This window comes from Cytobacillus sp. FSL R5-0377, assembly GCF_038004385.1.
Taxonomy (GTDB): Bacteria; Bacillota; Bacilli; order Bacillales; family Cytobacillaceae; genus Cytobacillus.
This window is the reverse complement of sequence record NZ_JBBORA010000001.1, coordinates 2,135,001-2,150,116: the sequence shown is the minus strand read 5'-3', so window position 1 is coordinate 2,150,116 and position 15,116 is coordinate 2,135,001. Positions and strand designations below refer to the sequence as shown.

Annotated in this window: 10 protein-coding genes and 2 riboswitches (1 of these 12 only partly in view); all 10 genes read left to right on the top strand. The window is 43.0% G+C overall.

Features of this window, described 5'->3' with window-relative positions:
* Positions 1 to 41 precede the first annotated feature (41 nt).
* Positions 42 to 593, top strand: a complete 552-nt coding sequence (locus tag NSQ49_RS10990) for a DUF5381 family protein (protein WP_159870190.1) — start codon at positions 42 to 44, stop codon at positions 591 to 593.
* A 141-nt stretch (positions 594 to 734) separates the two neighbouring features.
* Positions 735 to 2,429 carry a transglutaminase domain-containing protein gene (locus NSQ49_RS10985; RefSeq protein ID WP_159870157.1) on the top strand — a complete coding sequence of 565 codons (1,695 nt, stop codon included), beginning with the start codon at positions 735 to 737 and terminating at the stop codon, positions 2,427 to 2,429.
* A 151-nt stretch (positions 2,430 to 2,580) separates the two neighbouring features.
* Positions 2,581 to 4,038 (top strand): esterase/lipase family protein, encoded by a 1,458-nt coding sequence (locus tag NSQ49_RS10980; RefSeq protein WP_159870160.1) that lies wholly within the window; start codon positions 2,581 to 2,583, stop codon positions 4,036 to 4,038.
* A gap of 173 nt (positions 4,039 to 4,211) precedes the next feature.
* Entirely contained in the window at positions 4,212 to 5,168 is a 957-nt protein-coding gene (locus NSQ49_RS10975; protein ID WP_159870163.1) for an AAA family ATPase, read from the top strand.
* The gene (locus NSQ49_RS10970) at positions 5,169 to 6,380 is read left to right on the top strand and encodes a DUF58 domain-containing protein (protein WP_251284687.1); all 1,212 of its coding nucleotides are present in this window, start codon (positions 5,169 to 5,171) and stop codon (positions 6,378 to 6,380) included.
* Positions 6,380 to 8,584 (top strand): transglutaminase TgpA family protein, encoded by a 2,205-nt coding sequence (locus NSQ49_RS10965; RefSeq protein WP_159870169.1) that lies wholly within the window; start codon positions 6,380 to 6,382, stop codon positions 8,582 to 8,584. The genes NSQ49_RS10970 and NSQ49_RS10965 overlap by 1 nt, the downstream gene beginning before the upstream one ends.
* Positions 8,585 to 8,656: 72 nt before the next feature.
* Positions 8,657 to 8,758, top strand: a riboswitch (purine riboswitch).
* A gap of 216 nt (positions 8,759 to 8,974) precedes the next feature.
* On the top strand, positions 8,975 to 10,495 hold the full coding sequence (guaA, locus tag NSQ49_RS10960; RefSeq protein ID WP_201306605.1) for a glutamine-hydrolyzing GMP synthase: 1,521 nt from the start codon (positions 8,975 to 8,977) through the stop codon (positions 10,493 to 10,495).
* Between the two features lie 85 nt (positions 10,496 to 10,580).
* A riboswitch (purine riboswitch) is annotated at positions 10,581 to 10,682 on the top strand.
* 125 nt (positions 10,683 to 10,807) lie between these two features.
* Positions 10,808 to 12,136, top strand: a complete 1,329-nt coding sequence (locus tag NSQ49_RS10955) for an NCS2 family permease (RefSeq protein ID WP_159870175.1) — start codon at positions 10,808 to 10,810, stop codon at positions 12,134 to 12,136.
* A 118-nt stretch (positions 12,137 to 12,254) separates the two neighbouring features.
* Entirely contained in the window at positions 12,255 to 13,097 is an 843-nt protein-coding gene (gene glcT, locus NSQ49_RS10950) for a glucose PTS transporter transcription antiterminator GlcT (protein WP_159870178.1), read from the top strand.
* Between the two features lie 214 nt (positions 13,098 to 13,311).
* A protein-coding gene (gene ptsG, locus NSQ49_RS10945) for a glucose-specific PTS transporter subunit IIBC (RefSeq protein ID WP_159870181.1) crosses the window boundary here: on the top strand, positions 13,312 to 15,116 show its 5' portion. 256 nt of this gene lie beyond the right edge of the window; 1,805 of the gene's 2,061 nt are visible here — the first part of the coding sequence; the start codon lies at positions 13,312 to 13,314; its stop codon lies beyond the right edge, outside the window.

Below are 15,116 nucleotides of genomic sequence, written 5' to 3'. Positions count from 1 at the left end.
ATTAATACTCTATTTTCTAAATGGGGGAGTTTATCTTGTCAATGATTGAAGAAAAAAATGAAGGAATACTTATTAAAGGTTCAAAGTTTATGCGCATTTGGATGTTTTTGGCCACATCAGGGTTTTTGATTGCATGTGTTTTCTTGATAACACATGGTCTGAAATTTAACTCAAAATACTCTATTCTATATCTTGGTGGAGGAATTGTCTTAACCCCCTTCTACCTATATCTCACTCTCTGGAGCTTGCCTGGTTTTATTCCGGGGAAAGTCCTATTTTCAATTATCCTAGGAGAAGATGGGAAGTTAGTTATGAATAAAAAAGAGATTTTAATAAAAGACATAAAAAACATTAACCTGGTAAGAAACCCCATAAACTTAATAAATGACATTATCATAGAAACGTTTAATAATAAGAAGTTCAGAATTCGCACTTATAATCTTCTTGCTGAAATGGACTATGAAATGATTGTAGATAAGTATCTTTATCCTTATATGACTGAAAATTCCAGGAAGGTTTGGGATCGAAAAGTAAATCTGGAACTACTGCAAGTAGAGTTAAAGTACGATCGGAGGGCACAAAAGATAGATTAATGATACTATCCTTTCAATTTTATAAATAAAAGCTCACATAAGGTCTAACTTAACAAGGAGCTCTTGTTTTAAAATTCAATTTCTGAAACCAGAGGGCATTCCGAACGTAATAAAGTTAAGAACATTAAAAAGGAGGACCCCATGCCAAAGAAAAGCCTCATCAATATATTAATAGTTTTGCTTACCAGCTTCCTCTTCCTCTCTGCATGCAGCAGCTCTGAAAGCAATTCAGAAGCAAAAGCGGAGAAAAAGGAAGAAGACAAATATGAAAAGCTGGCTAAAGAGAAAAATAAGGAACTTGAGCTTGAACCCCTTGAGCTGACTTCTTACAGTGAGGAAGTCGGAGCGGCTCTGAAAAATCCGAAGTATAAGGAGTTTGCTGCTAATGGCAAGGTAGCTGTCCAGGGAGAGGTTGAAAAATACACTGATCTCAAATCAGAATATGCCTGGATCAAGATCCGTTCCACAGAAGATGGACCGGCAGGGAACGATCTGGAATATTACGCACCCATCAAGGAAGGGAAGTTCAAGCAGGATATCCGTTTATTTAATGGGGAAGGCGAGTATAAGGTAACGGTTCAGCTTCCAAGTATAGATAGTGAGAATTATTATTATGATCTTGCTTCATTCACTGTCCATAATGTAAATCCGGATGCGGACCGCGATGTGACGTATACTCCGTTTGGCCAGGAAGCAGATCTCGCCCTAGATATAGAATCGAGCTACGTAAATGGCAATGAAGTCTTCAGTTTACAAGGGGAAGCCGAAAGCCTGTCAGACAGCGATACAATCATGTTACAGCTGAAAAAGGATTCGGAAATGTGGAAGCATGTCATTAAGCTTAAGAATGGCAAGTTTGCTTATGATGTGCCTTTATTCTACGGAAAAGGCCAGCACGAGCTTGAAGTGCTCGTTCCTGACAAGGAAAGGGAAAATTACTATCAGACAGCCACAACCATCTTAATAGACAACGAGTCTGATAGGAAGATGAGCCCGATTGAATACTCTAAATCATATGAGGAGCGGGGAGTGGCGCTCGAATACCCGCAATATGGCGGTGAGAAGTCTGACGGTGTCTTTTCTATAAAAGGAAAAATTGATCCGCAGGCAGAATTCGGTCCTGAAACAGATCATATTTACATTACTACAAAAAAAGGTGAAGACGAGGCACTGGATGTGATCCCTGTAAAGGACTTCACATTTGATGATTCATTTTATTTAAGGTTTGGTCCTGGCACATATGAAGTCACACTAAGTGTGCCGGAAATTAAGGAAGAGAATAGCGATTATTTCCGCTACTATGGATTTGCCAAGTTTGAGGTGGAGTCAACAGGCGAGGATAAGCGGGACCTGCTTCCTTCAAGGGGCATTCAGTCAGATGAGCCGCAAATTACTGAACTCGCACAAAAGCTGACAGAAGGTATTAGCGGGGAAAGGGAAAAAGCGAAAGCCATTTATGATTATGTTGCGAAGAACGTTTCATATGATGTAAATAAGCTCGAAACAGATAACTTCAGCTGGGATGATAGTGCACTCAAGACACTTGATTCTAAAACAGGCGTCTGCCAGGATTATTCGTATCTGGCCATTGCTTTGCTTCGGGCAAGCAATATGGAAGCCCGCTTTATTGAAGGAACTGCATTCGGCGGATTCTGGCCGCAGAAGCATGCATGGGTGGAAGTGAAGGTGGATGGAAGCTGGCTCACGATGGATCCTACATGGGGAGCGGGTTACATTAAGGATGATAAATTCGTGGCAGCTTTTAATGAAAAATACTTTGATCCGAATCAGGCAGAGTTTGAAAAAACTCATAACCGTACAGGTGTATCATACTAAACTGCAAAAAGTCATGGGGCCTGTTCCTGTGGCTTTTTTTATTTGCCAAAGGAGTGGAAATTAATTCGAAATACTCTTCAATAATTATTCTGAAAATTATAAAATTAAGTTGACTGGGCTTCCGTCCGGATCTCCGTTAGGAGGTAATAGCTTGATAAAACAATTGGCAGGAGTGATCTTTTGTATGATGCTGATTTTCCCTGGTATGGTGAAGGCTGGCGGCATTGGCGGTGACGACAGTGGCACTCCGGGTTATTGGTATGCCGGAGAAACACCCTCAAGCATTGACCCTTCCAAATCACCTCTTGTGTTTGTGCACGGCTATAATAATTCATCAGCTGTCTGGCATGAAGGAAATGATATGTATGAGGTGGCATTGGCAAATGGGTATGAAACAGCCTTCATTGATCTTCATCATGACCGTGATATGTGGACGAATGGTGCCATTCTGGCTGAAAAGCTCCAGGAAATGTACCATCATTTCGGCGGAAAGAAGCTCGTGGTCATTGGCTATAGCAAAGGCGGTGTGGATATTCAGACAGCGCTTGTTCATTACAATGCCCATCCATATGTATCAAATGTCATCTCTCTATCCTCTCCTCATCATGGCACCCAGCTTGCAGACCTTGCACACAGCAGTGCCGCCTGGTGGCTTGCTGCCCTTCTCGGAAACAATAATGAGGCAACTGAATCCCTGCAGACAGGCAATATGCAATACTTCCGAAGCCTGACAGACTCCCATCCGAATACTGCAAAAAACCGATATTATACACTTGGCGGAACCAAATGGGGATCATTTGGCAGTGCTTTCTACTGGGGAGGTTTATACCTGAGCCAGTACGGAAAAAGCGATGGTGTTGTGACAGCAGTTAATTCCCGGCTCCCTGGGGCTTCCATTGTCCAGGAAGGCGGCTGGAATCATACAACCATCCGGGAAGGGTCCCGTACATTCCCGGTGTTCAGACCTTACACATCAATTACTCAGCCTGCTGCGAATTATTCCATTGAAGACTCTGAATCCTCAGTCGGAAAGCCACGCATTCACTCCATTGTAAAAGGAGGAACAAGTGTCAATGCAATAAGTGAGCAGTTTCTCGTGGAGGATAAGGTGAAATCCATAACCATTTCTTTTATAAGCGATAAGAATTTATCCTCTTTAAAATTAATCAGTCCGGACGGAAGAGAATATAAAATGGGAAAAGCGCATAAAGAAAAATCCGAGTTTTTCAAAGGGGCATGGGTTCATCAGATTGAAGCAGATAATCCTAAAGATGGAACCTGGGTCTTAAAAGCTCCGGCAAATGCTTCGTATCTATACACCGTTGCACTGGACAGCCCGTTAAATGATAGTATTCAGGGCAAATCTCTGAATAGCCAAGAAACCTTCCATTCAAAGTGGATCCTCTATGAATTTGATTCTTCAGGAAAAAAGCTGCAGCAGAAAGCGAAGGGAGAAAAGCCCGGCATTATGACCGATGGAGATTTTTCTCAGGAAGGTGTATACAATGTGACAACGGAAATAAAAGGTTTTACCGGAAATGGGAAGCCCTATGAAAGGACTCTTATCGAATCTTTTTATATAGATACGAATGGAAAACGATATAACTGACTGCTCTGCGGCTGCTGAAAAGCAGCCTTTATTTATGTCGAATCTGATATGGCCCGTCTCGGAAAATCACAGGAGTTTCCGGGGCGACAGCGAATATATAATAGGTTAGAATAAAATTAAGAAAATTGTAAATTAGTGGAATGATAGATATAGATAAAGGGGAGAGATTTCTAATGGATCGAAATCAGATGCACCCTGCAATTGAAAGGGTATTGGGAAATATTGAAAAAGTTATGATCGGCAAACGGGATGTTGCGGAGTTGAGCTTAGTGGCGCTTTTAGCAGAAGGCCATGTATTGCTCGAGGATGTTCCGGGTGTCGGGAAAACAATGATGGTACGTGCGCTGGCTAAATCAGTTGGTGCTTCATTTAAACGCATCCAGTTCACGCCTGATTTGCTGCCTTCGGATGTAACGGGTGTATCCATCTATAATCCGAAGGAAATGGAGTTTCAGTTCAGGCCTGGTCCCATTATGGGCAATATTATTTTAGCGGATGAAATCAACCGGACCTCTCCCAAGACGCAATCCGCTCTTCTTGAAGGGATGGAAGAAAGCAGTGTGACCATAGACGGAGTGACACATCGTCTTGAAAGACCCTTCTTCGTTATGGCCACACAAAATCCCATTGAGTATGAGGGAACCTATCCGCTTCCGGAAGCGCAGCTGGACAGATTCCTTTTAAAAATGAAAATGGGCTATCCGGAAATAGCAGATGAGATGGAGGTCCTGAACCGCGCGCAGCGCATTCCGCCAATAGAGGGTCTGGAAACTGTAATGGATCTGGCTGAATTGCGCTCACTGCAGACAGAAATTAAAGAGGTACATGTAGACGAGACGATTAAACGCTATATCGTGGAAATCGCAAATGGAACCCGCAATCACAGCAGTGTGTACTTAGGGGCAAGTCCGCGGGGTTCCATTGCTTTAATGAAAGCAGCCCAGGCTTATGCTTTCATGTATGGCCGCGACTTTGTTCTTCCAGATGACATTCAGCATTTGGCGCCTGCGGTTTTTGTCCATAGAATTATTTTGAGATCAGAGGCGAAATTTGAAGGTGTTACGGCTGAAGAAGTGGTGGGGCGGGTTATTGCCAGGGTGCCTATCCCTGTACAAAGGCTAGTGAAGTAAATGAAACAGCTGTTAAATACACTAAAAGGTGTCTGGAAGCTTATTGTACTGTTTCTGCTAATTTTGTTCACCTTTTCGTATGCCATGTTTCAGGGCGGCTTTGTCAGCTGGTTTTTGTTTTACAGCTTTGTGCCATTTGCTTTATATGCCCTTTGTCTGTCGTTATATTCATTAAATGGCGTTAAAGTGGAGCGGATCCTGACGAAAACGGAATATAGTGCAGGTGAAGAGGCATCGATTACTCTAAAGATAGAAAGGGAATCAGCTTTTCCTTTATTGTACCTCGTCGTTGAGGATGAAATGAGCGAGCAGCTCCTGCGTGCCCGGAAGTCAAACGAGGCAAAGCGGTTTTTATTTCCTGGATTTCAAAAGGAAATGTCCATTCAATACAAGATTAACAGCCTGCCCAGGGGAGAGCATTTTTTTGGTTCCGTCCGTTTGAAAACGGGTGATCTCTTGGGCTTAATAGAAAAAGAAAGACAAGCTCCCGCTGAGAGCAGGATGGTTGTCTACCCGGCGTATGAGGAAATCATCTATAAGCCGATGGCACATCATTACGACCAGGGAATGACTGCTTCCAAAGAGCGGGTGCAAAGGGATACTTCCATGGCAATCGGCATCAGGGAGTATCAGCCTGGAGACAGATTTTCCTGGATCAACTGGAAAGCTACTGCAAAGCGAAATGATATTATGACCAAGGAATTTGAACAAAGGCAATCCCATGATGTTTTTATCCTGATGGACTGTGCAGCCGATAGCCGATTTGAGGCCATCGTTTCGTTTACTGCCTCCATTGTAAGGGCAATTCTCCGGAAAGGGGCGCAGTCTGGATTTTTGACCTCTGCAGCTGTTCGGACGGCTTTTCCAATCAGGGGCGGAGAAACGCACCAGCTCCAGATTTTTCATCATTTGGCAAAAATAAAAGATGATTCACAATCCTCATTGGATCGGGTTCTTGAAGCAGAGCATTTTCTTCTGCAGCAGAACAGTCAGCTGATGATTATGACAGGGGAATTAACAAAAGCACTCATAGAGAAAGCCGGATATTTTGCGTCCAAAAATGGAACCTTGACTATATTTTTGATTAAACATGAGCATGAATCTCCTTCCGGTGATGAGCTGCTGCTAAAAACCTCTGCTAATGCCAGGGGGATACGGGTAGTCCTGGTTCATGACGGACATTTTGATGTGTTTTCGGGGGTGAGCAGGTGATGAATTTTGAAAAGGTCCATAAGGACTTTTCCTCCTTTCTCCTATATGTCCTTGGCTTTTTCTTGTTATGGGAATGGCTGCGGCCTGTTGAAGAGCTGACAGATACATCGAATATTGCCGTTTTCCTTGTGTTCCTTGTGCTGTCACTGCTCCTTGCTTTCTTTGGCGTAAGTCCAGTCATAAGCAGTGTTATTAAGGTGCTGTATATTTTATATGAGCTGCATTATTTGTATTTTGAAGGCTCCTTTTTTCAATTTTCATGGATAGCCGTGTTTGCGTCGGATAGTTTGCACAACTTTGGTTTGCTGGCTGAGAGAGACTGGCCCGCCATGACCAATCTTTTCAGAAGCCTGCTATTTTTCATACTGCTGTGGCTGATGTCTTATTTGATTCAATATTGGCTGATTAACCGCAGGCAGATTTTTATTTTCTTTTTCATGACACTCATTTATATAACTGTTTTGGACACCTTTACGCCTTACATGGCAGACGCTGCGATTGTCAGAACAGTAATTGCGGGCTTTGCGGTAATGGGCATCCTAACATTCAATCGTCTTCTGGAGCAGGAAGGGATGAAAAAAGAAGCCTCCCTCTCGCGCAAATGGATGATTCCGCTGATTGCACTGATCGCGTTAAGTACAGGCTTGGGATATGCTGCCCCTAAAGCAGAACCCATTTGGCCCGATCCAGTGCCTTTTATTAAATCTTATGGGCAAAACAGCGGCGGCAATGGCCGGGGTATCCAGAAGATCGGATATGGGGAAGACGATTCCCGTCTTGGCGGCCCTTTTATAGGTGATAACGCAGTGGTCTTCAGGGCGGAAGTGGAGTCTCGCCATTACTGGAAGGTGGAAACAAAGGATAAGTATACAGGCAAGGGGTGGGTAACCTCCCAGCCTGAAGGGGAGTACCTTCCGTTTGGTTTGGGAGAAGAAATCCCGGTTACATCGTTTATCGATAACGATGCAATTGAAACAACTGAAGAAGCAAGCTCGGTTTATACCTTTATGAATTACCCTCATGTGGTGTATCCATTAGGGTTAAAAAGTATTGAAGCTTCGCCGTTCATTACCTATGAGATGGAGTCGGCTACTGAAAAGATACGGACATTGGATGGAGGACGGCCATTTGCATTGGAAGAGTATAAATTGGGATTTGCGGTCCCCGAATACAGTGTGACTGCCATGAAGGCATCAGGGGCAAAGGCGGAATCACTTCCTGAAGAATTTTTGTCCCGGTATACACAGCTTCCTGAAGAATTGCCTGAAAGAGTCAGGGAACTTGCGCAGGAAATTACTCAGGATAAACCGGATTGGTTTGAAAAAGCAAGGGAGCTTGAGAGATATTTCCGCAGAGCGGAATATAGCTACAGCCAGACAGATGTAGCGGTTCCAGGGGAAAATGAGGACTATGTGGACCAATTTTTATTTGATACCAAGCAGGGGTATTGCGACAACTTCTCTTCCTCAATGGTGGTTCTGGCGAGATCGATCGGATTGCCGGCAAGATGGGTGAAGGGCTATACAGAAGGAGAATTCAAGCAGTCGCTTGGATCTGGTTTTCGCTTATATGAGGTAACAAATAACAATGCCCATTCATGGGTGGAAATTTATTTTCCTGAGATGGGCTGGGTTCCATTTGAACCAACTCAGGGCTTTAGTAATAATGTACAGTTCAACTTTGACAATGCTGGCCAAAATACGAGCCAGCCGGAGGCAGAAAAGCCTAAAGAGGCTGAGACTCCTGTTAAGCCGGACAAGCCTGAAACAGTATCAACAGAAGGATCACAGTTCACATTCAAGAAGCTTTGGGGCAATATAGAGGCTTTCTTTAAAGAACAGTGGAAGGTCATTGTAACAGCCGTATTGGCAGCTGTTTTGCTTGTAATAGTCAGTTTCCGAAAACGGGGTAAATGGCTTCCTCATTATTTCATCTGGAGGTTTAAAAGAAAAAGGAATGATGAGCACTTCTCGAAGGCTTACCTGATTCTTTTAAAAGAATTGGATCGATACGGATTAAAACGGAGAAACGGACAAACCTTAAGAGATTATGCCAAGTATGTTGACAGCTTTTTCTCAACAAGGGAAATGAGCAGTCTGACAGCACATTACGAAGAGCTTGTCTACAGGGGAGTTCTGAAAGAAGGAAGCTGGAAGGATACAAAGGAATTGTGGGAAAATTTAATTAAAAAGACAATAGCTTGACCGGGATTTAGGGCTGTTGTTACAATAGGCAAATAAGACAGCGGCAATATTGTTCGGATTTTGCCGTTTTTCACAATTAAATCATGCAACCTTCATATATCCTCGATAATATGGTTCGAAAGTCTCTACCGGATCGCCGTAAATGATCTGACTATGAAGGCAGAAGAAGTTTTTTGCTGTACGTGAGAACCGGAATTCTGCCTTCACTTTTTTTTGTGGAGAAAGAGTTCCGGTTTTTTTATTGTCAGCTTCCCGCTGGAATATATGAACTTGCTGAGAAATTATATTTTTTCTAGATATTTTATCTGTATGAGAGAAGACTAAAGGCAATACAACAAATTTAATGAGGTGAACAGTGTGACGGGGAAAACAGAACTTCAAAATCAGGAAATGATCGTAGTGCTGGACTTTGGGAGCCAGTACAATCAGTTAATCACACGCAGAATTCGTGAGTTCGGTGTATACAGTGAGCTGCATCCGCATACGATTACAGCTGCAGAAATCAAGGAAATGAATCCGAAGGGGATTATCTTCTCCGGTGGTCCTAACAGTGTCTATGGCGAAAATGCTTTCCGCTGTGATGAGGAAATTTTTGAACTGGGCTTGCCGATTTTTGGAATCTGCTATGGCATGCAGCTGATGACGATGCATTTTGATGGAAAAGTAGAACCTGCCAAGCACCGTGAATACGGAAAGGCGATCATGAAGATTGAAAACGAGTCTAAATTGTTTGCAGACCTTCCTCGAGAACAGACAGTCTGGATGAGCCATGGCGATCTTGTTGTAGAGGCTCCGGCTGGTTTCACAGTGGACGGTACCAATCCATCATGTCCGATTGCGGCGATGAGCAATGAAGAGCGCGGTTTATACGCTGTTCAATTCCACCCTGAGGTTCGCCACTCTGTTCATGGCAATGATATGCTGAAAAACTTTGTGTTTGGCGTTTGCGGCTGTACTGGCGATTGGTCAATGGAGAACTTCATTGAAATTGAAATGGAGAAGATCCGCCAGGAAGTTGGGGATAAAAAGGTTCTTTGCGCATTGAGCGGCGGTGTTGATTCATCGGTTGTTGCCGTCCTAATTCATAAAGCAATCGGAGACCAGCTGACTTGTATTTTCGTTGATCACGGCCTGCTTAGAAAAGATGAAGCAGAAGGCGTTATGAAGACTTTTGCTGATGGATTCAATATGAATGTAATTAAAGTGGATGCGCAGGAGCGCTTTATGAATAAGCTTAAAGGGGTTAGCGATCCTGAACAAAAGCGTAAAATCATCGGCAATGAATTTATCTATGTATTCGATGATGAAGCAGCTAAGCTTGAAGGCATTGATTTCCTTGCACAGGGTACACTTTATACGGATATTATTGAAAGTGGAACAGCAACTGCGCAAACGATTAAATCTCATCATAATGTAGGCGGACTTCCTGAAGATATGCAATTCAAGCTGATCGAGCCACTTAACACTCTGTTTAAAGATGAGGTGCGTGCACTCGGAACAGAGCTTGGCATTCCGGATGAAATCGTGTGGAGACAGCCATTCCCTGGTCCGGGATTAGGAATCCGCGTCCTTGGTGAAATTTCAGAGGATAAGCTGGAAATTGTGCGCGAGTCTGATGCGATTTTGCGCGAGGAAATTAAAAAGGCCGGCCTTGACCGTGATATCTGGCAATACTTCACTGTCCTGCCTGACATCCGCAGTGTCGGGGTAATGGGTGATGCCCGGACGTATGATTATACTATTGGAATCCGTGCTGTTACATCAATCGATGGCATGACTTCTGATTGGGCCCGTATCCCATGGGATGTTCTGGAGATCATTTCAACTAGAATCGTTAATGAAGTATCACATGTCAACAGAGTGGTCTACGATATTACGAGCAAACCGCCTGCAACAATTGAGTGGGAATAAAATACGAACATTATTAAAAAGCGAACATGAAAATGTTCGCTTTTTCTATTGACTAGGACTTTTTGGGGTGCTATGATAAAGAAGAATTAAATATGTCGTTTTACGTCGTATAATCTTGGGGATATGGCCCAAAAGTTTCTACCGAGCTGCCGTAAATAGCTTGACTACGAGGTAAGTGCAAATAGGGATGTTTTTGCCTTTATTCTTCTTTATTTTCCCTATGGCAAGCACGAACCAGTTGTCAATGCTCCGGTGCTCAATACCGGAGTTTTTTTATTGCGAAAATATAGATTGCCAATAGGGGGAAAAGAAATGAAGAAGTACTTCCAGTTTGAAGAGCTTGGTACTAACTATCGCCGTGAATTCATCGGCGGACTCACAACATTTTTAGCAATGGCTTATATTTTAGTCGTTAACCCGATTACTTTATCTTTAATGGATATACCGGATTTACCGGATTCCATGAGGATGGACTATGGGGCTGTGTTTGTTGCCACAGCAGTGGCTGCGGCTATTGGTTCCCTGTTGATGGGGGTGCTGGCCAGATATCCAATTGCGCTTGCTCCTGGTATGGGATTAAATGCATTTTTTGCTTATACTGTTGTTTTAACGATGGGAATTCCTTGGCAGCATGCATTAGGCGGGGTTCTTATCTCGGGAATTATTTTTATCATTCTGTCCTTATCTGGCTTGCGGGAGAAAATCATTAACTCGATTCCTGCAGAATTAAAATATGCAGTCAGTGCCGGAATCGGATTGTTTATTACATTTGTCGGCGCTCAAAGTGCGGGGCTGATCGTTAATAATGATGCAGTACTCGTAGGTTTAGGCGATTTTACTGATGGAAATGTGCTTCTGGCCATTTTCGGAATTATCATCACAGTTATTCTAATGACAAAAGGCATTAATGGCGGAATTTTTATTGGAATGGTGATTACAACAGTTGTTGGTATGATTGCCGGTCTGATCGATGTTCCAGGAAAGGTTGTTGACTCAGTGCCAAGTGTAGCTCCAACGTTTGGTGCGGCATTGGGAGCATACAGCGACCCTTCATTCTTCTCAACAAGCATGCTGGTCGTAGTTTTAACATTCCTGTTCGTAGACTTCTTTGATACTGCAGGGACGCTGGTAGGGGTTGCTAACCAGGCAGGCCTAATGAAGGAAAATAAACTCCCGCGTGCAGGCAGAGCACTTCTGGCTGACTCAACAGCAACAGTCGTTGGTGCAATTTTTGGAACATCGACGACAACTTCTTTCATTGAGTCTTCTTCAGGTGTTGCGGCAGGTGCGAGAACAGGATTTGCATCGGTTGTCACAGCAGGATTTTTCTTGCTTTCATTATTCTTCTTTCCGTTATTAGAAGTTATTACTTCTGCAGTAACGGCTCCGGCGCTGATCATTGTCGGTGTATTGATGGTTGCATCATTAGGCAACATTGACTGGACGAAGTTTGAGATTGCCGTTCCGGCATTCTTGACAATTATTGCAATGCCATTGACTTACAGCATCGCAACAGGAATTGCAATCGGGTTTATCTTCTATCCGATCACCATGATTGTAAAGGGCAGAATCAAAGAAATTCACCCAATTATGTATGGCTTGTTTGTTATATTTGTTCTGTATTTCATTTTCTTGAAGTAAAAGGATGTGAAGGGCCCGCAAATGCGGGTCCTTTTTTTATTCAGATCGATCCCGTTGACTTCCCGGGCAGGCTTTTATACCATGAGAGTACATTTGTTTAATGGGCGGGGAGAAGAGAATGGGTGAATATAAGGTAAAAAAGGTGCTTAATAATAATGTTCTCATTGGCAGTCATGAATCCTTTGGAGAAGTCGTCCTTATCGGCAAAGGGATAGGGTTCAGCAGGAAGCCGGGCCAGCCAATCGACTCTAATTTGGTTGAAAAGCTCTTTATTCTTAAAAATGAAAAAGAGCAGGAGAATTATATTAAACTTATGCCTTATGTGGATAATCAATTGCTTGAAGCGATTATCTCCTCCATCCAATTGATAAAACAAAGGGCGAACTCCATGCTTAATGAACATATCCATGTTGCATTAACGGACCACTTGATGTTTGCGATAACTCGCTTGAAAAATGGGATGGAAATGAGAAACCCCTTCCTAGTCGAAACGAAGACACTTTATCCATTTGAATTTGGAATAGCCCAGGAAGTTGTTAACCTTATCGGGCATCGTACAGGTATTTATTTGCCTGAAGGAGAAGTTGGATTTATTGCCCTGCACGTTCATAGTGCAGTAATGAACAGAGATTTATCCGAAGTGAATCAGTATTCTCAGCTGGTGACCCATCTCGTCAATATGATTGAAGAACAGCTGGGTATTCAAATAGATAAAGACAGCATTGATTATATGAGACTTGTCCGCCATATCCGCTTTACTATTGAAAGGGTTAACAAAGGCGAGGTCGTCGAAGAACCGGAAAAAATAACTTCACTCTTGAAAGAAGAATATCCGGTATGCTACAATCTTTCTTGGAAGCTCATTAAAGTAATGCAGCAAACATTAAAAAAACCAGTTTATAACGCAGAAGCTGTTTATTTGACTATGCATCTGCAAAGGCTTCAAAAGAAAATAAATTAATTACAAGATATCTTGTCCAGCAATGGAAAGTCTTTACGTGTTACTGATTCGATCAGGCATGAGTGAAGAAAGGTAATTGAATTTAAGTGAATAGGGTATGATACCCTGTATACACCTGAATTCTATCCTTTTTTCCTCATGCCTTTTTTATTTTTAATGGTTGCCGCTATTAAATGAAAACGCTTAATGAGTAAAAAAATTAGGGGGTTAACAAATGTTTAAAAAAGTATTTGGCGTCCTGCAAAAAGTCGGAAAAGCCTTAATGCTTCCAGTAGCCTTGCTGCCGGCGGCTGGTATCCTGCTCGCCCTGGGTGCTGCACTGCAGAATCCGGCGCTCTTAGAGCTGGCCCCGTTCCTGGATAACAGCGGGGTTGAAATCGTTGCCCAGGTTATGCAAAAAGCAGGGGATATTGTCTTTGCCAACCTGCCGGTGCTATTTGCGGTTGGTGTAGCAGTTGGTTTGGCAGGCGGCGAAGGTGTAGCTGCGCTTGCTGCCATTATCGGTTATTTAATTATGAACGTGACAATGGGTACGGCTGCGGGAATTACAGCCGAGGATGTAAATGGGCTTAATTATGCGAGTATCCTAGGCATCCCGACTCTGCAGACAGGCGTATTTGGCGGTATCATTGTAGGTATTATCGCTGCAGCATTATATAACAGGTTTTTTGAAATCGAACTTCCATCCTATTTAGGATTCTTTGCCGGAAAGCGTTTTGTTCCGATTATTACGGCTGCAGCATCTGTAGTACTTGGTCTTTTGATGCTCGTTATCTGGCCGCCAATTCAGGAAGGGTTAAATGCTTTCTCTCAAAACATGGTTCATGCGAACTTGACTTTATCAGCGTTTATTTTTGGATTAATTGAACGCTCGTTGATTCCTTTTGGTCTTCATCATATTTTCTACTCTCCATTCTGGTATGAATTTGGACAATATGTAACAAATGCAGGTGAAACTGTTCGTGGTGACCAGCGAATCTTTATGGCGCAAATCAGCGACAATGTACAGAATCTTACTGCAGGTACATTCATGACTGGTAAGTTCCCGTTCATGATGTTCGGTCTTCCTGCAGCTGCATTAGCTATTTATCACGAAGCACGCCCAGAGAAGAAAGTGGTAGTCGGCGGCCTTATGGCATCAGCTGCGTTAACTTCTTTCTTAACAGGTATTACTGAGCCGCTGGAGTTTTCATTCTTATTCGTAGCTCCGGTGCTGTTTGCGGTACACGCGGTGTTTGCAGGTCTTTCATTCATGACCATGCATCTCTTGGATGTAAAAATCGGCATGACTTTCTCAGGAGGTTTGATTGATTACATTCTATTTGGTTTAATCAACCCTCAGACAAATGCATGGATTGTCATTCCGGTTGGCTTAGTGTTTGCTGTGATCTATTACTTTGGTTTCCGATTTGCTATCCGCAAATTTAATTTAATGACTCCGGGCCGTGAAGAAGTAGAAGATGAAGAAACCGCTGCTTCAGGTAAAGGCGGAGATCTGCCTTATGAAGTTCTTGATGCTATGGGCGGACAGGAAAACATCGCTCATCTCGATGCATGTATTACTCGACTCCGTGTATCTGTAAATGATATTAAGAATGTAGATAAAGACCGCTTAAAGAAACTAGGTGCTTCTGGAGTACTGGAAGTTGGAAACAACATTCAGGCTATCTTTGGACCAAGATCTGAAACAATCAAAGGTCAAATGAAAGATATTATGAGCGGCAAAAGACCGCGGGCAGTTGAAAAAGCTCCAGAAGGCGGAGTTGAACAGCAAATTGAAGAAGTAAATCCTGAGGCTCTTCAGACTGAACATAAGGAAGACTCTTTCATTGCTCCGCTAAAAGGTGATATCAAACCGATCACAGAAGTGCCTGATGCTGTATTCTCAGGCAAAATGATGGGTGATGGTTTTGCGATTGTACCTGCTGAAGGAACTGTAGTTTCACCTGTAGACGGGAAGATCGTTAATATGTTCCCGACCAAGCATGCGATCGGCATTCTTTCAGATTCAGGACGCGA

Bases quoted from the DNA above. Each gene is read 5' to 3' on its own strand.
- glcT (WP_159870178.1), top strand. From the start codon at position 12,255: ATGGGTGAATATAAGGTAAAAAAGGTGCTTAATAATAATGTTCTCATT.
- NSQ49_RS10990 (WP_159870190.1), top strand. From the start codon at position 42: ATGATTGAAGAAAAAAATGAAGGAATACTTATTAAAGGTTCAAAGTTT.
- NSQ49_RS10965 (WP_159870169.1), top strand. From the start codon at position 6,380: ATGAATTTTGAAAAGGTCCATAAGGACTTTTCCTCCTTTCTCCTATAT.
- guaA (WP_201306605.1), top strand. From the start codon at position 8,975: ATGATCGTAGTGCTGGACTTTGGGAGCCAGTACAATCAGTTAATCACA.
- NSQ49_RS10955 (WP_159870175.1), top strand. From the start codon at position 10,808: ATGAAGAAGTACTTCCAGTTTGAAGAGCTTGGTACTAACTATCGCCGT.
- NSQ49_RS10970 (WP_251284687.1), top strand. From the start codon at position 5,169: ATGAAACAGCTGTTAAATACACTAAAAGGTGTCTGGAAGCTTATTGTA.
- NSQ49_RS10975 (WP_159870163.1), top strand. From the start codon at position 4,212: ATGGATCGAAATCAGATGCACCCTGCAATTGAAAGGGTATTGGGAAAT.
- NSQ49_RS10985 (WP_159870157.1), top strand. From the start codon at position 735: ATGCCAAAGAAAAGCCTCATCAATATATTAATAGTTTTGCTTACCAGC.